Annotated in this window: 17 protein-coding genes; 10 read left to right on the top strand and 7 right to left on the bottom strand. The window is 31.4% G+C overall.

The genetic code is table 11. The features are described 5' to 3' along the window. Positions 1–40 precede the first annotated feature (40 nt). Positions 41–2,767, top strand: coding sequence for a putative LPS assembly protein LptD (locus tag VLC96_RS14570; protein ID WP_325264058.1), 2,727 nt, complete (start codon positions 41–43; stop codon positions 2,765–2,767). A 73-nt stretch (positions 2,768–2,840) separates the two neighbouring features. Further along, positions 2,841–3,221, top strand: a complete 381-nt coding sequence (locus VLC96_RS14575; RefSeq protein ID WP_325264059.1) for a RidA family protein — start codon at positions 2,841–2,843, stop codon at positions 3,219–3,221. On the opposite strand, the gene VLC96_RS14580 is transcribed toward VLC96_RS14575, so the two are convergent. From VLC96_RS14580 to VLC96_RS14600, 5 genes are all read right to left on the bottom strand, one after another. Beyond that, positions 3,202–3,576 carry a methylglyoxal synthase gene (locus tag VLC96_RS14580; RefSeq protein WP_325264061.1) on the bottom strand — a complete coding sequence of 125 codons (375 nt, stop codon included), beginning with the start codon at positions 3,574–3,576 and terminating at the stop codon, positions 3,202–3,204. The genes VLC96_RS14575 and VLC96_RS14580 overlap by 20 nt on opposite strands. 5 nt (positions 3,577–3,581) lie before the next feature. Continuing rightward, entirely contained in the window at positions 3,582–4,433 is an 852-nt protein-coding gene (locus VLC96_RS14585) for an N-acetylglucosamine kinase (protein ID WP_325264062.1), read from the bottom strand. A gap of 114 nt (positions 4,434–4,547) precedes the next feature. Continuing rightward, positions 4,548–5,552, bottom strand: coding sequence for a type I glyceraldehyde-3-phosphate dehydrogenase (gene gap, locus VLC96_RS14590; RefSeq protein WP_325264063.1), 1,005 nt, complete (start codon positions 5,550–5,552; stop codon positions 4,548–4,550). A gap of 43 nt (positions 5,553–5,595) precedes the next feature. Then, on the bottom strand, positions 5,596–6,582 hold the full coding sequence (gene pfkA / locus VLC96_RS14595) for a 6-phosphofructokinase (protein ID WP_325264064.1): 987 nt from the start codon (positions 6,580–6,582) through the stop codon (positions 5,596–5,598). Positions 6,583–6,899: 317 nt separating this feature from the next. Then, a complete protein-coding gene (locus VLC96_RS14600) occupies positions 6,900–11,276 on the bottom strand; it encodes a translocation/assembly module TamB domain-containing protein (protein WP_325264065.1) in 4,377 nt (1,458 codons plus the stop codon). A 265-nt stretch (positions 11,277–11,541) separates the two neighbouring features. Between VLC96_RS14600 and tsaD the strand changes: the two genes are divergently transcribed. Genes tsaD through VLC96_RS14630 form a run of 6 tightly spaced genes read left to right on the top strand, consistent with a single transcriptional unit; the run spans position 11,542 to position 16,827 of the window. After that, positions 11,542–12,564, top strand: a complete 1,023-nt coding sequence (tsaD, locus tag VLC96_RS14605) for a tRNA (adenosine(37)-N6)-threonylcarbamoyltransferase complex transferase subunit TsaD (protein WP_325264067.1) — start codon at positions 11,542–11,544, stop codon at positions 12,562–12,564. A gap of 2 nt (positions 12,565–12,566) precedes the next feature. Beyond that, positions 12,567–13,274, top strand: coding sequence for a 16S rRNA (uracil(1498)-N(3))-methyltransferase (locus VLC96_RS14610; protein ID WP_325264069.1), 708 nt, complete (start codon positions 12,567–12,569; stop codon positions 13,272–13,274). Between the two features lie 10 nt (positions 13,275–13,284). Continuing rightward, positions 13,285–13,926 carry a DUF4159 domain-containing protein gene (locus VLC96_RS14615; RefSeq protein WP_325264071.1) on the top strand — a complete coding sequence of 214 codons (642 nt, stop codon included), beginning with the start codon at positions 13,285–13,287 and terminating at the stop codon, positions 13,924–13,926. 47 nt (positions 13,927–13,973) lie between these two features. Further along, positions 13,974–15,065 carry an AI-2E family transporter gene (locus tag VLC96_RS14620; RefSeq protein ID WP_325264072.1) on the top strand — a complete coding sequence of 364 codons (1,092 nt, stop codon included), beginning with the start codon at positions 13,974–13,976 and terminating at the stop codon, positions 15,063–15,065. A 1-nt stretch (position 15,066) separates the two neighbouring features. Beyond that, positions 15,067–16,251, top strand: a complete 1,185-nt coding sequence (locus tag VLC96_RS14625) for a THUMP-like domain-containing protein (RefSeq protein ID WP_325264074.1) — start codon at positions 15,067–15,069, stop codon at positions 16,249–16,251. A gap of 9 nt (positions 16,252–16,260) precedes the next feature. Continuing rightward, positions 16,261–16,827 (top strand): hypothetical protein, encoded by a 567-nt coding sequence (locus VLC96_RS14630; protein ID WP_325264076.1) that lies wholly within the window; start codon positions 16,261–16,263, stop codon positions 16,825–16,827. 91 nt (positions 16,828–16,918) lie between these two features. Here the strand turns inward: VLC96_RS14630 and VLC96_RS14635 are convergent, their stop codons facing one another. Continuing rightward, positions 16,919–17,554, bottom strand: coding sequence for a M15 family metallopeptidase (locus VLC96_RS14635; RefSeq protein ID WP_414655576.1), 636 nt, complete (start codon positions 17,552–17,554; stop codon positions 16,919–16,921). Between the two features lie 330 nt (positions 17,555–17,884). On the opposite strand from VLC96_RS14635, the gene VLC96_RS14640 reads away from it, so the two are divergent. Together VLC96_RS14640 and VLC96_RS14645 are read left to right on the top strand one after the other, a co-directional pair. Next, entirely contained in the window at positions 17,885–18,337 is a 453-nt protein-coding gene (locus tag VLC96_RS14640; RefSeq protein WP_325264080.1) for a DoxX family protein, read from the top strand. Between the two features lie 154 nt (positions 18,338–18,491). Beyond that, positions 18,492–20,597, top strand: a complete 2,106-nt coding sequence (locus VLC96_RS14645; protein WP_325264081.1) for a thioredoxin domain-containing protein — start codon at positions 18,492–18,494, stop codon at positions 20,595–20,597. Positions 20,598–20,702: 105 nt separating this feature from the next. On the opposite strand, the gene VLC96_RS14650 is transcribed toward VLC96_RS14645, so the two are convergent. Continuing rightward, positions 20,703–20,961 (bottom strand): RagB/SusD family nutrient uptake outer membrane protein (locus tag VLC96_RS14650; RefSeq protein ID WP_325264083.1); only part of this gene is annotated, 259 nt, incomplete at its 5' end.

The following is a 20,961-nucleotide window of genomic DNA, read 5'->3' on the forward strand; positions in this document are numbered from 1 at the left end:
TTTGTGTTTTGATTATTTTTGCCAAAAAAATATAGTAATTTTGGCACACCAATATTTGACTCATTATTTTACAAAAATAGTATTTAAACCTTTGCATACAAACTTATTTAATATCGTTTTACTATCAATATTCCTATCTTTAGGTAGTGCCAATTTATATTCACAAGATATAAAAAAGAAACAGACAAATATCCCATCTAATAAACAGGAAGTTAAGAAAACTAAAGAAGAGCCAACAGAAATTCCAACATTAGCTGAATCGACTAAAGACACAGTTAAACTTGATACAATTAAAGTCAAAAAGAAATTTCTCGATGGAAAAGTAAATTATAAAGCTGCAAAATACGCCAGAATAGAACAAAAGAAAAAGCTTATTACCTTATATGATAAAGCCGAATTATACTACCAAGATGTAGAACTAAAATCGGGTATTATTGTAATGGATTATGAGAAAAACGAAGTTTATGCAGGTAGAATCAAAGATTCACTAGGAAATTATACTCAGTTTCCCAGTTTCAAACAAGGGTCAAATCTAATCGAACCAGATTCTATTCGCTTTAATTTCAAAACTAAAAAAGCATTAATCTGGAATTCCAGGACAACACAAGACGAATTTAACGTAAAAGCCGCCATTACAAAAAAAGAGAATGATTCAACTTATTTTTTGAAAGGTGCTAGATTTACTACTGCAAAAGACATTGACAATCCCGAATATTATTTTCAGACCAACAAAATTAAATTTGTACCTGGAAAAAAAATTGTAACAGGATCCACTTATATGGTAATTGCTGGAGTACCTACTCCATTGTTTCTTCCTTTTGCTTATTTTCCGTTATCAAAAGAAAAAAGTGTTTCGGGAATAATACTTCCTTCTTACAATGATTCCCAAAGTAAGGGATTTTCACTTCAAAATGGTGGATATTATTTTGCCTTGAGTGATCATTATAACTTAACCGTAATTGGCGATTACTATACAAATGGAAGTTATGCCATAGGAATGCAGTCTTCCTATGCAAAAAGGTATAATTTTCAAGGGAATGTCAACGTCCGTTTTGAAAATAACATTATAAGTGAAAGAGGTTATCCTGACTATTCCAAAACAAGAATTTACAATATCCAATGGTCGCATTCTCAAGATTCTAAAGCCAATCCAAATTCTACTTTTTCAGCTTCTGTCAATTTAGGAAGTAGTGAATATTTCAAAAAAACTATCAATCAGGTCAATGTAGGATCTTCTCTAAATAACTCATTGAGTTCATCGGTATCTTATAGTACCGTTTTTCATACAGTCCCAGAAAGTAGACTATCACTTACTGCAACACACTCTCAAAATACAAATACAAAAGAAATAAATATGACTCTTCCTACGCTACAATTCAGCGTAGACAGGATTTATCCTTTTGCTATTAATGATGGGGCTAAAAAAGGATTTTTCAAAAACATCAATTTACAATATAACTTAAATGGAAAGAACAGCTTTATAACAACTGATTCTTTATTCTTTAAGCCTGAAATGTTTCAAAATGCTGATATAGGTTTTCAACATTCTATTCCATTAAGCACCAATTTTAAAGTTTTTAAATATTTTAGTGTTTCTACCTCTGTTAATTATGAAGAAGTTTGGTACTTTAAAACTATCGAAAAACACTATGATGACCAATTATCAACTGTAGTTACCAACGATGTAAAAGGTTTTGATGCTTTTAGAACTTATTCATCTTCTACAAGTATTGGAACAACTATTTATGGAACGTTTAATTTTGGTGATGATAAAAAAATAAAATCAATCAGACACGTTATGAGGCCTTCTCTTTCTCATAGCTACACCCCTAGTTTTGAGAAATATTATGATACTTATGCCATTGATGGAAGTGGAAAAATGCAAAAGGACTATACCCGTTTTGAAGGAGGAATGTATGGCGCACCTGGATTAAACAGTTCAAATTCAATTGGTTTTAACCTTAGTAATACTTTTGAAGCAAAAGTAGCTGACAAAGACACTACAAAAACGGAACTAAAAAAGATAATGCTCCTTAATAACTTAAATCTTTCCACTAGTTATAATATTGATGCCGAAACATTAAAATGGGCACCAGTAAGGATTAGCGGAGGAACTCAATTTTTTAATAATAAATTGAGTGCGAATTTCGGAACAACTTTAGATCCTTATGCAATTGATAATTCTGGAAACAGAATCGACAAATTCAATATTAATAATGGAGGAAGTCTTTTTAGAATGACGAGCGCCAATTTGACAATGAATTATTCTCTTTCTAGTAGAGGAGAAAAAGACGAAAAGAATAAAGACTCACAAGCTGCCAGAAATGGAGGGCGTGAAGACGATTTATTTGGTTCAGATATTGACACGGGAAGCTATCGAAAAAATAGCAAATTTGGGGCTGATGATGAAAATAATGATGCTATTAGTGAATTCTTTAGATCAAAAATTCCTTGGGATATGACGTTTGCTTACTCATTAACATATGGCAATAATAATCGAGAAAAAAAAATAACAGGAAACTCTGTCATGGTCTCTGTTAATACCGATTTAACTCCTAAATGGAAAGCTGGTATTTCAACTGGATTTGATTTTGTACAAAAGGGGGTTACTTTCACTCAATTGCGTTTTGAAAGAGATTTGCTGAGTTGGAGAATGGATTTTAACTGGACTCCTTTTGGTGATAATGCAAGTTGGAATTTTTATATCGGAATCAAATCCGGAATACTTAGTGATATTAAATGGGAAAAAAGAAATCAAAACTTTTAACAATTACATTGTACAACAAACAATTTCCTAAAAAAGAAGTCTTTTATTACTAATACCTAAATGAATATAACTTATGAAAACAATAATTAATACTGAAAAAGCTCCTGCGCCAATCGGGCCATACAATCAGGCCGTTTTAAAAGGAAATACATTATATGCTTCGGGCCAGATTGCTTTAAACCCTGAAACCATGGAATTGGTTCTTGGCAATATTGATGATGAAACCAAACAAGTAATGGAAAACCTAAAAGCTATTCTGGAGTCTGCTGGAATGACTTTTGAAAACGTTGTTAAAACAACTATTTTCATCTCTGACATGAATGATTTCGCTAGAATTAATTTAGTTTACGGTTCATATTTTAACGAAAAAACCGCTCCAGCTCGTGAAACGGTTCAGGTGGCTTGTTTGCCAAAAAATGTAAATGTAGAAATATCTATGATTGCAGTGCTATAGCATTAATTAACAATTGTGCTGTTGCTTCATTTGTTGCCAACGGCACATTGTGAACATCACAAACACGAATAAGCATATTCACATCTGCCTCATGTGGATGACTTGAAAGAGGATCTTTAAAGAACAAAACCATTTGAGTTTTACCCTCAGCAACTCTTCCTGCAATTTGAGCATCACCCCCTAATGGACCTGAAAGCATTCTTGTGGTTTTAAAACCTGCTGCTTCAGCTCTACCACCAGTCGTTCCCGTTGCGATAAACTGTATTTTTTCTTGTTGAAGCAATTCGCGGTTTTTGATAAGGAACTTTACTATATCATCTTTTTTACCGTCATGGGCAATAATAGCAATTTCCATATATATTAACTATTTGCAACGTGGTAAGCAATTAAACCGTCAATTGGTCTTCTTAATACATTCCCTAATTGAAGTTCGTATTTTTCAAAGATTTCTGCCAATTCTTCTTTTAAATAAAAAGCAATAGAACCTACAAAATGTACTGGAACCTCTTTGCAATTATCAAATTGTTTAATATAATTTTTGACAAATGATTTCATTTGCTTGAAAATTATTTTACGACAAAATTCATGTTCTTTATGCTGAATTAAAAATTTAGCAAAAGTAGCAAGATATGCATTTGGATTTGGCTCTTTATACAATTGGTTTTTAATATAATCAGGTTCAAGATTATATTCTTTTTCAAATACTTCTGCTAATTCTTTTGGCATTTTATTGAAGTAATATTTTCTAATCAATTCTTTCCCAAAAACATTACCACTACAGTCATCCATTGCAATATATCCTAATGATTGTACTTTTTGTTCTAAAACTTTACCATCAAAATAACTGCAATTTGAACCAGTACCAAGAATACCAACAATTGCACTTTCGCCTTTTGGAGTTGTTGCAAAAACAGCGGCATAAGTATCTTCTTCTACAACCACTACCGCATTTGAGAAATAATCTCTAAAAATTTCTGAAAGCATAGCTTTCATCCTATCAGTTCCACAACCAGCACCATAAAAAAATAAGTGAGTCGCAGTTTTTTTATTTTGTAATATATCAAAACGATCATTCAAACGCTCAACAATTTCATCACCGTTAAGAATTTCAGGATTTAATCCTAATGTTTGTGTGGTAAACAAAACTTTTCCTTTTTCATCTATTGCAATCCAATCTGCTTTAGTAGAACCACTATCAACTATTAATTTCATATTGTTTATTTATTGGTTATGAATTTTGTTTCATAATAAATTTTAAAATATAACGAAACAAAACAACAAGATCCCATTAAATACAATTAATGGGATCTTGAAAATTATAATTTTTTATTTTAATGAAGAGATATGTACAGCCAAATCAATTAATTTGCTTGAATATCCGTATTCATTATCATACCAAGAAACCAATTTGAAGAAAGTTGAATTCAATCCAATTCCTGCAGTTGCATCAATGATCGAAGTTCTTTTATCTGAAATAAAGTCTTGAGATACTACAGCATCTTCAGTATATCCTAAAATACCTTTCATTGAAGTTTCAGAAGCATTTTTTAAAACTTTCATGATTTCTTCATAAGAAGTTTCTTTTGCAACTTTTACAGTTAAATCTACAGTAGAAACGTCAGCAGTAGGAACACGGAAAGCCATACCAGTTAATTTTCCATTCAATTCTGGAATAACTTTTCCAACAGCTTTTGCAGCTCCAGTTGATGAAGGGATAATGTTTATTGCAGCAGCACGTCCACCTCTCCAGTCTTTTTTAGAAGGTCCGTCAGCTGTCATTTGAGTTGAAGTTGTAGCGTGAACAGTTGTCATCAAAGCTTCAACAATTCCGAAGTTATCGTGAATAACTTTAGCCAAAGGAGCTAAACAGTTTGTTGTACAAGATGCATTAGAAACGATTAAATCAGAAGCTTTTGCAGTTTCATGGTTTACTCCCATTACAAACATTGGAGCATCAGCAGAAGGAGCAGAAATAATAACTTTTTTTGCACCACCTTTGATGTGTTCATTTGCAGTTTCAATAGTTGTAAAAATACCTGTACATTCAGCTACTACATCAGCACCAACTTCATCCCATTTTAAAGCAGATGGATTTCTTTCTGCAGTGATACGAATTTTTCTTCCGTTTACATAAAGTTGTCCTTCTTTTACTTCAACAGTTCCATCAAAACGACCGTGAACTGAATCATATTTTAATAAGTAAGCTAAATGATCAACATCTAATAAGTCATTGATTGCAACAACTTCTATATTGTCTCTATTGAAAGATTCTCTAAAAACGATTCTACCAATTCTACCAAACCCGTTAATTCCTAATTTTACTTTTGACATTGTATTAAATTTAAATTATTTTATTTTTTACTTTTTTTTTATTTTATATAGACATTATGTCTGAAACTCTAAGTAGTTCCTGATCAATTTCAGTATGTCCTTTGATTGCTTGTTCTAAAGGTGTGAGTACAATTTTATCAGCTAATAAACCTACCATAAAATTAGATTTACCTTCCAAAATACTTTCAACAGCTTTCACACCTAAGCGGCTTGCTAGAACTCTATCAAAACATGAAGGTGCACCACCTCGTTGCATGTGCCCTAATACAGAAACTCGAACATCATATTCTGGTAAATTAGAATCCACGTAGTCTTTAAGTTCAAAAACAGTTTTACCAATTTTATCACCTTCAGCAATTACAACAATACTTGATGATTTTCCTGTTGCTTTACTTTTTCTTAATGAGTCTAATAGACGATCCAAGCCTAAATCTTCTTCCGGGATTAGAATTTCTTCTGCACCAGCGCCAATTCCGGCATTCAATGCAATATGACCTGCATCACGTCCCATCACTTCAATAAGAAACAATCTATTATGAGAACTCGCAGTATCGCGAATTTTATCAATTACTTCAACAACTGTATTCAAAGCGGTATCATAACCTAAAGTATGACTAGTACCGAATATGTCATTATCAATAGTTCCTGGAATTCCCATTACAGGGAAATTATATTCGGAGTTGAACAATAAAGCTCCTGTAAAAGAACCATCACCTCCAATAACTACTAATGCATCAACTTCTGCTTTTACAAGATTTTCATGCGCTTTTTTACGCCCTTCAGGAGTTTTAAAATCCATAGATCTTGCGGATTTTAAAATAGTTCCTCCTTTATTAATAATGTTATTTACACTTCGAGGTCCCATTTCTATAAAATCTCCCTCAATCATTCCTTGATAACCCCTATAAATACCAACACATCCTATATTATGAAAAGCACATGTTCGCACTACAGAGCGAATGGCGGCATTCATTCCAGGGGAGTCTCCTCCAGAGGTAAGGACACCTATCTTTTTTATTGTTTTTGACATTTTTTTAAGTATTAAAGTGTAAATTTAGCAATTATTGCATATAATTTAATGGTGCTTTGCAACATTTTAATAAAATTTTAGAATTCAAACGTTTTCGTTGATAAGTTTCTTTGTATCAAAAACAAAGGCAAATTAGATTACTATTTTTAGCTAAAATCGATGTATTAATTATAGTTTTTTTACAACATCCTCTTTATCAAAACAAACTGATTTTCATCATTAAAAATTATCCTAAATATTCAAAATTTACATTTGACAATAAAGTTAATTAAATTTAATCAAAAGACACCTAAACTACTTAAAAACAAACAATTAACTCAATCATCATTTGGCAACACCGCATCTCTGTTTACTTTAGGCTTTTCCGTCTTAGGCTCAGTAGGCTTTGTGAAGTTAATAAAGTCGGGATTCAAATTTGAATCCGTATCTATTATATTTTCTTTAGTTTTATTTGGTTTAGTCAATTTGTTGCTTTTAAACATCTTATCTACTAATTCTGAAAAAGTATCAAAATCGACCTCATAAGAGATACCTACACCTTGAGTATATCCAATATCTTGTCCTATATAATTAATATCATTTTCTTTATTGAAAAAATGCAGATTGAAAGACCCATCTTCATTTACTCTATATTTAATATCAATATCACCAACAATAGACGATTCGTGGACCCCACCAAACGGTACACCGATTTTTCCGTTTATTGTTATTCTTTCATTTACTTTTGAAGAAACGATCGCTTCTACACGTCCGTCTGTTTGAGAGCTTGGCCTGTTATCAGGAGAAACAACATTAAAATTCATTTCAAATTTTTCGTCGTTTGAATGCACAATATCGCCCAACATACTCGAAGCCGTTTCATATAAACTAGAAGAAACAGCCTGACTTGAACCATCTTTGCTTAAAAAACTTCCTGTTGACAATAGATATAATGCTTGTGTTTGTCTAACATCTTTATCTGATAACTCTGTTTGAAGTTCCGATTTCAAAACACTTTTGATTGTTGGAAAATCAATAAAAAAGTCTGGTTCTGGACGGGTTAAATCCCCATGAATACCGATAACAACTTCAACATCAACTTTTTTATTGACGCTGGAATTTTCAATTAATAAAGCGGGATTTGCCGATGTTTGATAGACAGCTTCCAAATTCAATTGTGCTCGCATTGGATCTCCTTCCCAAACAATAGAACCTCCTTTTCTGACGTTGAACTTTTTATCGATTAAGCCACCATATTTAAAATTATATGTTCCGTCATAAGGCAAGAAATCTCCCCACATATTAAAATTACCCAATGTATTAATTTTAAACAATAAGTTTCCGTTACCCCTACCTTTCATTCCGTGTCCTGAATTTCTATCCAAAATCACTTCGACTTCTGCGTTTGGGGTAATTTCCAAATCGAATTCTAATTCCAGTCCGTTGTAATTTTTAGCTTTTTCTGCAATACCTTTTTGCAAATTGAATTTTTCTTTTGGAGTTATGAAATGGATAAAACTATTTTCACTAACACTTTCGGCATTGTTTATTGGAATTTTTAAGATTGTACCTTTTTCGGATTTTGCATCTACTTTAATAACCAATCCACTTGTTGGCCCTTTAATTGTGGCATCTCCATTAATAAATGCAGTTCCAAAATAAGCAGCATCCTCACTATCCTGAGTATCTAACACGAGGAATCTTTTTGAATTTATCGCTAAATCCAATTTCCAATCCGAAAAATTCTTATGTTCTATTACTCCATTTAAAGTTCCAACTGTTTTGAATTTGGTGTCAGTTAACGTATTATTTCTAAAAAGGAACTTTTCGTCTGTTAAATCAATAATCGTCTTATCTTTTAAAGCATAATCAACATTTAGATAAGGAACAGTCAAACCTCCTCCATTAACATACAATCGCCCGTTAATATCAGGTTTTTTCACAGATCCGCCAATAGTTGCATTCCCGGAAACTAATCCTCTTATATTAGAAATTACATCTCCCCCCAAAGGACTTAAGATAGCTAAGTTGAATTTGTCAAATTTAAAATTAAGGTCAAATAATGTTTCTTTATTTACAATTTCAAAATTTCCATCGGCATTAAAAGATTCTAAATTTTCATTTTCAATAGTAGAATATAAAGTGAATTTTTTAAAACTTTCATCTCCTTTTATATCAAAATTCAAAACACCTAAATCATAACCATTGACCTTCAGATCATCAATTACCAATGAAGCTGTAGGTTTATATACGAGTTTATTTTGATTGAAATTGATCTTACCGTTTAAATTACCTTTAATATCAAAACTCTCCTGGGCCGATGTTAACGCATTGATGTCAAAATTTTGAAATTCAACATTTAAATCTTTATATGAATCTCCCCTAAATTCACCATTGAGTTTGACTTCCTGTTCTGCATTTGAGAGAATGAAATCATCAAGCTTAAATTCTTTCAAATTTTTATCAAAAATCAATCGATTATTAGGTGTATTGGATTCATTTAAAAACCACATACTATTTTTTAGTTTAATCTCGGATTTACTAAAACCTATTATGTTTTTATTATCCTTATCAATAGTGTGATATAAATCTAAATTGAAAAAATCATTGCCCTTTGAACCACCTTTAAACTCAGTTCTAAAAAACAAAGTATCTTTTGAAGTAACATTAATCAAACTGAAATCCCGAATTTTATACATTTTGGTTTTAATACTATCCAGCTCTATATAAGTATTATACAACGGATTTTTATTATCAATTGAAACCCGAATATTATCAAGAGTAGTATTGGAAGCGGTTATAGTCGGAGAATTGAAATTAAATTTAAATTCATTATTATCAGAATTTATAACCCCTTTGACGACCGTGTTTTCGCTGATTTTCATTTCAGGAAAAAATACTTCGACAATTTTATCATAAACCTCAAAATTAAATTTCAGAAACTGACCTTTTTTAACTTTTACAGGCTTGTAATTCGTATAAAGACTCCCTAATGAATTGGAAACCAGATTTTTTAATTCAGCAAATCTAAAATTACCGACAATAGTACCATTAGTAATATCTGGAGCGGAAATTTTTATCGTACGAATCCTTTTTTCATCAAAGCTGGAATTAAAATTAAATTCATTGAATTGATATGTGTTTTTTGAATTGACATACGTGGCATTATTTATAAAAATATTACCATGAAGATTTTCGATCGAATTACCTTGAACATCAACGATCGCATCTCCATTAAATTTAGCCAGCGTATCTTTTACAAAATTTAATTTGTGTAAATCTGCAGCGCCAACATTTATTTTAAAATCATATTGGCTTTCTTTATTACTTAAATTAACCAGACCGTCAAAATTCATTTTTAGGTTTGGGTCATTTACAATAATTGAACCTTTGTACAACGGCAATTTGAAATTACCATTTACATCAATATTTTTATAATTATAACCATTGTAGGCAATACTGGAAACAACCCCTTTTAAAGAAGTATCTAAGTATTTCTCAGAGAAACCTTTACCATCTACATCTATATTCAAGCTGACTTTAGACAAATTTTTATTATCTAAAAGCTCGCCAATATTAAAATCATTCAAAACCACATAACCAACATAGGCAGCTCTGTCACTCTGATTCATATTTACGATTGACAGCTTAGATTTTACAACGCCTAAAGCAGTTTTGGCAGCGAAATTTGCTTTTACCGAAGTTGTCGTAACCTGTGTATTTCCAATTAATGAAACGTTTCCAAATTTCTTTATGATAACGGGCAAACTTTTGCCCAAAACATTTGGCAACAAATTTACCAAATCATTATAATTTGTAGACAAATGATCAAACTTTCCATTCATATAGAATTTTTGATGTTGATCACCCAACAGATTTTTAAAATTGATAAACCCCATTAATCTTGTACCTCTGTTATCTTTCAAACTTAGATCCAAAAATTTTAAATTATTCAAAGGTCCCGTTATGTGAGATCTAAGCTTAAAAACCCTGTTTCTTCCCAATTCATTATAAAAACAACGAATATCATTTGAAGCAATTTTTGCAGATTTAAGTTTAAAATCAAATTCTACTTTATTTTCAAAATCAGAGAAATCGTCAATTTCATAATTCAAAGCGGCGTATCCCTTAATATTGGATTCCTCAGTTTGGAGTTCCATTTTATCAAGAATCATATGCTGTTGGGTGAAACTGTAATTACCTTTTAAATTTTTAATATAAACCCCGCGGTGATCCAGAAAAGACATTTTTTGGATATTCCCATATATTTCAGGACCATATACTTTAAAATTGGTAAGAGAAATTTTTAATCTAGTGAAATCAACGGCTTTTGGAGTTTCATGATTTTCATTTATCAAAACAAATCGGCCATTGGATAAATCAACGCTGGAAGCAGTCAATAAAAATTTCTTTTTAGAAGGTGTTTTGCTTGTTCCAAAAGCATCAATAAAATAATCTAAATTGGCTTTATTTTCATTTTTATAAGTCTTCAAATTAAAAAGAACGCCATCCAATGCAATATCATCGAAAATCAAATCTCCATCAAGAATTTTTTTTGCACCAAGAATACTAGTATTTATTCGTTTGACATAAATTAAAGTATCTTTATGATGATCAATAATTAAAACTTTTTTGAGTTTTACACCACCAAAAAGAGTAACCTGAACTTCATCTACATTCATGTGTAATCCAAAGTCTTTATTGATACTGTTCATAAAATACTGCGCCATTTTGGTTTGGACAAAAGGCGTAGTAATGGCAATAAAAAGTACTAACAAAAGTAAGATTAGTCCAACGAAAGTACGGAATACTATTTTTTTAATCTTTTTGATAAGAATTGTTTTTGATGTTTTTGGACAAATAAATAATTTGCCGTTAGAAATGGTAAAATCTTAACTAAAATCTTTAATTTTGGCGCAGCTGTAAAAATACTATTTTTATGGTAATTCGTCAAATTTACTTCAAAATTCATCTGTATATATGCAAATTCCTGAGGTTTTTATCCTTGCCATAGAAAGTTCTTGTGATGATACGGCAGCCGCTGTATTATGTAACGATAAAGTACTATCTAATGTTGTTGCAAACCAACTAATTCATAACCAATATGGAGGTGTGGTTCCCGAATTGGCTTCACGAGCTCATCAACAAAATATTGTTCCTGTGATCGACGCAGCATTAAAAAAAGCAAATATTAAAAAAGAGCAATTATCCGCAATAGCATTTACACAAGGACCAGGACTTATGGGATCTCTATTGGTTGGAAGTTCTTTTGCAAAGTCTATGGCTTTGGCTTTGGGAATTCCGCTAATTGCTGTAAATCATATGCATGCTCATATCTTGGCTCATTTTATAGATGAGGAAGGTTTTGACAAACCTGAATTTCCTTTTTTAGCATTAACAATAAGTGGCGGACATACCCAAATTGTTAGAGTTGATGACTTTTTTGATTTAACAATTATTGGAGAAACCACCGATGACGCTGTTGGAGAAGCATTTGATAAAACGGCCAAGATATTAGGACTTCCCTACCCTGGTGGACCTTTGGTGGATAAATATGCTCAATTAGGAAATCCAAAAGCTTTTCCTTTTACCAAACCAAAAGTTCCGGGATTGGATTTTAGTTTCTCAGGTCTGAAAACTGCCATTTTATATTTCATTCAAAAGAAAAAATTAGAAAATCCAAATTTTATCGACGAGAATATAAATGATATCTGTGCATCTATTCAGCATACGATTATTGAAATTTTGATGGATAAAATAAAAATGGCCGTAAAAGAAACCGGTATCACGCAAATTGCAATTGGTGGTGGAGTTTCTGCCAATTCTGGCATTAGAAATACGCTAAAAGCTACCGAAGAAAAATACGGATGGAAAACTTTCATCCCAAAATTTGAATACACAACCGATAATGCTGCAATGATTGGAATTGTAGGTTATCAAAAGTTTTTATCCCAAAAATTTGAAACGGCAAATGTTGTTTCTAAAGCAAGAATACAATTTTAATTATGCAATTATTTTATAATCCCACCATAAACGAAGACACCAAATCTTTCTCTTTTGACAAAGAAGAAAGCAAACATATTATTAAAGTACTACGCAAAAAAGATGGTGACATTTTACACGTTACAAATGGTTTAGGATTATTATTTGAAACTGAAATAACATTAGCTTCTGATAGTAAATGTACAGTTGAAATTATTTCTATTGAAAAAATTGATGCACCAAAATATAAATTGCATCTTGCGGTTGCTCCCACAAAAATGAACGACCGCTATGAATGGTTTCTGGAAAAAGCTACCGAAATCGGAATTCATGAAATCACTCCCATTTTCTGCGATCGTTCAGAAAGGAAAGTGATTAATATAGAACGATTTGAAAAAATCATTCTTTCGGCGATGAAGCAATGCAATCAAATGTATCTTCCTAAATTGAATTCTGCCATCACACTGAAAGAATTTTTAAAAAAGGAAATAACTGAAGGCAAATTAATTGCACATTGTGAAGAAACCAACAAAAAATCGCTAAAATCAGTGCTGCAACCTAATACCGATTACACCATATTGATTGGTCCTGAAGGTGACTTTTCTAGCAAAGAAATAGAATTAGCATTAGAAAATAACTTTATTCCTGTATCTTTAGGAGAAACAAGATTACGCACAGAAACTGCCGCAATTGTTGCTTGTCATAGCGTTGTTTACACTAATGAAGATTAGATTTTAAAGTATGAGAAAAGCATTATTCATAATATTATTTATTTCTATTCCATGTTTCTCTCAAGAAATTGCTTTGTTAAAATACAACGGCGGTGGCGATTGGTATGCAAATCCAACTTCGTTGCCTAATTTGATAAAATTTTGTAATGCCAATATAAATACTGAAATCAAACCTAAACCGCAGACAGTTCAACCTAGTAGTCCTGATTTACTTTCTTATCCTTTTGTACACATGACTGGCCATGGAAATGTAGTATTTAACGATGCTGATGTTGCCAATCTGAGAAAATATTTACTAGCAGGCGGATTTCTTCATATTGATGATAATTACGGAATGGATCAATATATTCGAAAAGAAATCAAAAAAATATTTCCGAATAATGATTTGGTCGAAATTCCTTCCAGCCATCCTATATTTCAAAAACCATTTCCTTTTCCTAACGGTTTACCAAAAATTCACGAACATGATGGCAAAAGACCGCAAGCGTTTGGAATTTTTGTAGAAAACAAATTAGTTTTACTTTACACTTATGAGTGCGACCTTGGCGACGGCTGGGAAGATGCCGAAGTTCATAACGATCCACTCGAGGTTCGTGAAAAAGCCTTAAAAATGGGCGCCAATATCATCAATTACATTTTTACAAATAGATAGAATCGTATTAGCGAGTTTTTTTACCTTTATAATAAAAACACAACGATATGATTTCATCAAAGATTATTGCAAATGGAATATTAAGAGCTATAGTTACTTTGATCGTAGCAGCTTTATTGCTTTATTTTCTATATCAAATACAAACCATACTTATTTACCTTTTAGTTTCATTGATTTTGACTCTGATTGGCTCTCCGATTTTAGATTTTTTAAAAAAAAGATTAAAATTCAGACATACTCTAGCTACAATAACCGTTTTGTCTATCTATTTATTGATCATTTTGGGGTTTATAATGACTTTTATTCCATTAATTATTTCTCAAGGTCAAAATTTATCTCTTTTAAATACGGTTGAAATAGAAAAGAAAAGCTTAGAGTTAATCAATCAAATAAACAGATTTCTGGAACATCATCATATTGATTCGAATGCTGTTTTTAACCCAAACAATTTTAAATCTATTGTTAGTTTCAATACCATTCCTAATTTTCTAAATTCAATAATAGGAACAATTAGTGATTTCGGAATTGGATTAGGATCCGTTTTATTCATAACTTTTTTCTTTCTTAAAGACAAGATAATGTTTGTAAAAGGAGCACAATTATTAGTGCCAAATTCGCAAAAAGAGAGAATATTAAACTCTGTAGAAAAGATAAACACCTTACTTTCTCGCTATTTTATTGGATTATTAATACAACTATTTATCATTTTCATATTATACACCATTGTATTGATTATTTTTGGAATACCAAATGCATTGGTAATTGCTTTATTGTGCGCTGTTCTTAATATCATCCCTTATCTCGGACCATTGATAGCATCAGTATTTGCAGCGATTTTAACGATGCTGAGCAATCTAGGTTCCGATTTTCAATCTGAAATTTTACCTAAAACTATTTATATATTGATAGGCTTCTGGATTGTGCAATTAATTGATAATAACTTCTCGCAACCTATTATTTTTTCTAAAAGCGTTAGTTCGCATCCACTCGAAATATTTCTGATAATTTTGATAGCCGGATTCTCTTTTGGAATTTTAGGAATGGTAATTGCAGTTCCATTATACACGATTTTGAAGGTAATTCTAAAAGAATTTTTACCTGATAATGATTTTATTCAACTCATAACAAAAAAAATATAAAGTGGACTTAGACATTTTAGATCCCAAAATACAGGAATTTATAAATTTAAATATCGGAACTTCAGTTTCCAAATTGGCACTTCAAAAAAATCCATTTCCCGAAGTTGAATGGATTTCAATTTTAAATCAAATTGTGGCCAAATCAAAGGCAAAAGATAAATTACCAACTTGGTTTTCGACCTCAAACATTATATATCCAACTAAAGTTTCAGTAGAACAAACATCTTCCGAAGCAACTGCAATGTACAAAGCTTCCATTGTATCGGGTGAAAATTTAATTGATTTGACAGGCGGTTTTGGAGTTGATGATTTTTATTTTTCCAAAAAAATTAAAAACATTGTTCATTGCGAAATAAATCATGATCTTTCTCATATAGTAAAACATAACTTAGATCAACTAAACAATAGCTTTATTACATGCTACTGTGGTGACAGTTATGAAATTTTACAAAAATTAGACACTAAATGGGATTGGATTTATATTGATCCGTCACGAAGAAGCGACACCAAAGGCAAAGTTTTTATGCTAAAAGATTGCCTGCCAAACGTACCCGAAAATCTTGATTTTTATTTTGAAAACACAAATTCAATTTTAATAAAAACCGCACCAATTCTGGACATTTCCGCAGGTATTGATGAATTAAAATCTATAAAAGCAATTCATATTGTTGCTCTAGAAAATGAAGTAAAAGAATTACTGTGGGAATTAAACAAAGATTATCAAGGCAGTATTTTGATTAAAACTGTGAATATTTTAAAAGATCGTACAGAAACTTTCGACTTTAATTTAGATGAAAATCAATCACAACCAAGCTATTCGTTACCTCAAAAATATTTGTACGAGCCTAACAGTGCCATCATGAAATCTGGTGGTTTTGACGAAGTGGGCCTTTTTTATAAATTAAACAAACTCCATAAACATTCACACCTCTATACTTCTGATGAATTAATATCATTTCCGGGTAGAGTTTTTGAAATAGAAAATTGCTTTCCGTATAGCAAAAATGAGATGAAGCATTTTTTGGAAAATCAAAAAGCAAATGTTACCACCCGAAACTTTTCAGAATCTGTAGAAAACATTCGAAAAAAATGGAAAATAAAAGAAGGAGGAAACTCATACTGTTTTTTTACTACCGATGAAAATAACAGCAAAATTGTTTTAATTTGCAACAAAATAAAATTATAAAATTATAAAATGAAATATCTACTAGTTCTAACATTCTGCATTTTAAGTTTTTCTGTTTTTGCTCAAAAACCTTGTGAATACGCTACAAATGTCACCGATTCTATTGGAACATATAAATCCACAAAAGAATATTTACTTCATGAAAAAGTATTTGCAGGCAATTCAAGTTACATTTTCTGTTCATTGGCATTAACTGACGGAATGCCAACTTTGACCTTACAGTTTATTCAAAAAAGTAAAGAGTTTGTAAAAGCAAATTGCTTCGATAAAAATTCGAGAGTGTATCTACAATTACAAAATGGAAAAATCGTAACACTTTTACACATAGATCAGGAAAACTGCGGAACCCTGATACGAGATGATAAAGGTTATGACAACCGTGTAAAATCCGGGATTTTTATGTTTTCAAGAGATAATTATGAAGATTTAAAAACGACACCTGTTACTTTAATGCGAGTGAAATATTTAACTGATACTGAAGATTATATTCTCAAAAAAGAATTAACTGCAGAACTAGACGGAAAAGTTTACCAACCAGAAAATTATTTCATCAATAACATCCGTTGTATTGAATAATTCAAAAATTAGATAATTGAAAATCAGAAAATGAGATAGTTTGGGAGCATCCGAATTATCTCATTTTCTAATTATCTAATTCACACATTTTCTAATTCTTACATTCCCACTTAAAATTAGAAACTTTATCATTCAAACCAGCTTTCAAATTATAATGCCACCATTCTGAATCAAAGGAATTAAAATGCTCTTTGATCATAATTTTCCGCAACATGTTTCTGTTGTTCTTTATTTCTTTAGAAAAATCAGGAAAATCATGGCTCGCTTCTTTTCCAAAAAAATCAAAAGGAGTTCCCATATCCAGTTCTTTTCCTTCAAAATCAACCAGTGTAATATCTACAGCTCCTCCTCTATTATGGATCGAACCTTTAGCGGGATTGGCAACATATTTGGGATTCGACACAATTGCCCACATTTTTTTTTGAATGTCCAAAGGACGATAACAATCGAATAATTTAATTTTAAAACCCTTTTTCATAAACCTTTTATTGGCCAAAACCAGTGCTTTTACGGTTTTGTAACGCAGGTAACATTCGGCACAATCATACACTTTCGCTTTCAAAAAATTATCATCAGTCGCATATTTCATGTCATATACAAAATCCTGACTGTAGTCTTTTAGATTAACAAAAGTTGTATCATTAACCAAATCCGAAGAGGTTTGACCAATACTATTTTCAAAAAACACCAAACACAATAAAACAAACAAAGGTTTTAAGTAAGAAATCATATCAAATAAATTTTTATAAAAGTAAAAAAATTTAAACCGCAGAAAAAAAGTAAATCCATTAAACATTTGGGCGAGACCACATCCCAATAAAAGAGCTAATCTACTTTACGAGTATAAGCTCTTTTATTGGGATGCGGTCGGGCTATACGCACTACTTCGGTAGTTTGCTTCTATCCCTCTCGCAACTTCAGGAAATAATCAACATCAGTTATTAAAAATACAAATTACTAATATTCAAATCATTATATTTAATTTTATAAATACAAAGACTTTCATAGTCCATAAAATAATAGAAATAGATATTTATGAACTTTTAAACCAAAAACCATGAAACCATTTATAGTACTGCTCAGCGTATTTGCCATTTCACTTTTGACGATCAAATTATTAGAAGGTAATTATCAGTTTGCTTTATCAGCAAGAATCGCAATGTCAGTCATGTTACTTTTTACTGCAATAGCACATTTTGCATTTACCAAAGGCATGGCTATGATGCTCCCTTCCTCTATTCCATATAAAACCGAAATCGTTTATCTGACAGGAATTATTGAAATTGCAGCTGCTTTGGGGCTACTTTTTCCAAGTATTAGCACTTTGACAGGCTGGCTTCTGATTGCTTTCTTTATCCTTATCCTTCCGGCAAATATTTACGCAGCTATTCATCATATTGACTATCAAAAAGGGACTTTTGAAGGAAAAAGAAAGAGCTATTTATGGTTTAGAGTCCCTCTTCAGATTTTGTTTATAATCTGGGTATATTTTTCAACTATTGCAGTTTAAAAAGTTAAAATACATTTAATTATTACCCCATTTTTATTAATAAATTAGGTAACTTACCAACTGAATTTTATCTATTTTAAATAGGCGTTATTCCCAATAACCAATCATTTTTCATACCATTCAAATATTAAAAATTAATATTCAAAAACATACTATGCGCCCCCACTTTGCACTCTTATTAGCAGTTCTTTTTTTGGTAAGTTGCAATCAAAAATCAACTGAAAAACAACAATTTAAACACACCAACGATTTAATTAACGAATCCAGTCCGTACCTTTTACAACATGCTCACAATCCAGTTGACTGGAAAGCTTATAACCCGGAAAGTCTAGCTAAAGCCAAAGCTGAGAACAAACTAATCATTATCTCAGTCGGCTATTCCGCTTGTCACTGGTGCCATGTTATGGAAGAAGAAAGTTTTGAGAATGATTCTGTCGCTAAAATAATGAATGACAATTTCATCAGCATCAAAGTGGACAGAGAAGAGCGTCCTGATATTGATCAAATTTATATGAATGCTGTACAACTGATGACTGGTAAAGGCGGTTGGCCATTGAATTGTATTGCACTTCCTGATGGTCGCCCAATTTTTGGAGGTACATATTTTACCAGACAAGAATGGATGAAAATGTTAACTGAACTTTCTACTTTATATAAAAAAGATCCTCAAAAAGTAATTTCCTATGCAGACAAATTGATTGAAGGAATTAAAAAATCAGATTTAATTCAGTTGAATACTGATGCGATTGATTTTAAATCTTCCGATTTAAATAGCGCTGTAAAAAATTGGAAAGAAATTATGGATATTCAAAATGGTGGTTTAGTTGGAGATTCCAAATTTCCTATGCCAAAAGCTTTGCATTTTTTATTACGCTATAGTTTTCAAAACAAGGATAAGAATCTGCAAAAATATGTTGACAACACTTTACTAAACATGGCAAATAGAGGTCTTTATGACCCAATCGGCGGAGGTTTTTATAGATATACTGTAGACGCTAAATGGCATGTTCCTCATTTTGAAAAAATGCTTTATGATAATGCACAACTGGTAAGTTTATACTCGGACGCATATTTAGTCAACAAAAATGAAACTTATAAAAAAACTGTTGAGGAAACTTTAGCATTCGTTGAAAAAGAACTTATGGCTGAAAATGGAGCTTTTTACTCTTCTTTAGACGCTGATAGCAAAAACAAATCAGGCAAATTGGAGGAAGGTGCTTATTATAGTTGGGAGAAAAAGGAATTGCAAAATATATTACAAACTGATTTTGCCCTTTTTCAAGACTATTATAATATTAACGAAACTGATGCATGGGAAAGTAACAAGTATGTCTTATTTAAAACAATGTCGGATATTGACTTTGCAAAAAAACATAACATCACTATAACCGAACTAAACGCTAAAATTAATAACTGGAAACAAATCCTCCTACAACAAAGACAAAAAAGATCGCGACCTCATCTTGATAACAAAACTCTTACTTCGTGGAATGCTTTAATGATAAAGGGGTATACTGCGGCGTATCGTAGTTTTAAAAACCCTCATTATAAAGAAATGGCTTTAAAAAATGCTGCTTTTTTATTGGACAATCAACTGCAAAAAGATGGAAGTTTATTCCATAGTTATAAAGATGGAAAGAGCAGTATTACAGGATTTTCAGAAGACTACGCTAATGTTGTTGATGCATTTATCGCCCTATATCAAATAACTTTAGACGAAAAATGGTTGACAAAAGCCAAACAACTTACTGATTATTCAATAAATCATTTTCTGGATAAAAAAACGAATATGATCTATTTTACTTCCAATAATTCCAAAGATTTGATTACCCGAAAAATGGAAATTAGAGATGATGCAATTCCTGGGTCTAATTCGGTTTTCGCCCAAAATCTATTTCTTTTAGGACATTATTACTCAAATGCAACGTATTCCAAAATAGCCAAACAAATGCTTCATAATGTAGTTAGCGATGCTGTAAAATATCCTACTGAACATTACAATTGGTTGAATTTAATGCTGAATTATACTGGAAATTATTATGAAGTGGCAGTATCAGGTAAAGATGCATTTTCAAAAATTAATACTTTGCAAATATATTATTTACCGAATATTTTGATTGCTGGAGCAACCAAAGAAAGCAGCTTACCTATTATGGAAAGTAGATTTATCCCAAACGAAACCTACATTTATGTTTGTGTCGAAGGAGCCTGCAAATTGCCTGAAACAGATGTAAAAAAAGCAGTTTCAAAATTACAGTAGCGAAATCCACTTTACTAAATCATTATGAAATATCCAGTAAAAAAAACTAGCAAGACTTCAAATTTTGCTAGTTTTTTTATTTGAATTAATAATTTATCTTAGAATTTATGGATTAGGCACCATTAAATGATTAGTTGAAATTTCGCCACTTGGTATTGGCCAAATATAATTGCTACTAGAAACTAAAACTAACGGCGCTGTACCAATAGATCCAGTTTTGGCTGGTAAAGTTTTCAAATTCCGTTGTAAATCTTGTAATCTGAAACCCTCGCCTAAAAATTCAATCTGTCTTTCTATCAAAATAGTATTGATTATCGCATCTTTACTATTTATGGCAGTGTCAGGAAAAACATATTTAGGATTT

The sequence above is a fragment of the Flavobacterium sp. genome (assembly GCF_035456085.1).
Taxonomy (GTDB): domain Bacteria; phylum Bacteroidota; class Bacteroidia; order Flavobacteriales; family Flavobacteriaceae; genus Flavobacterium.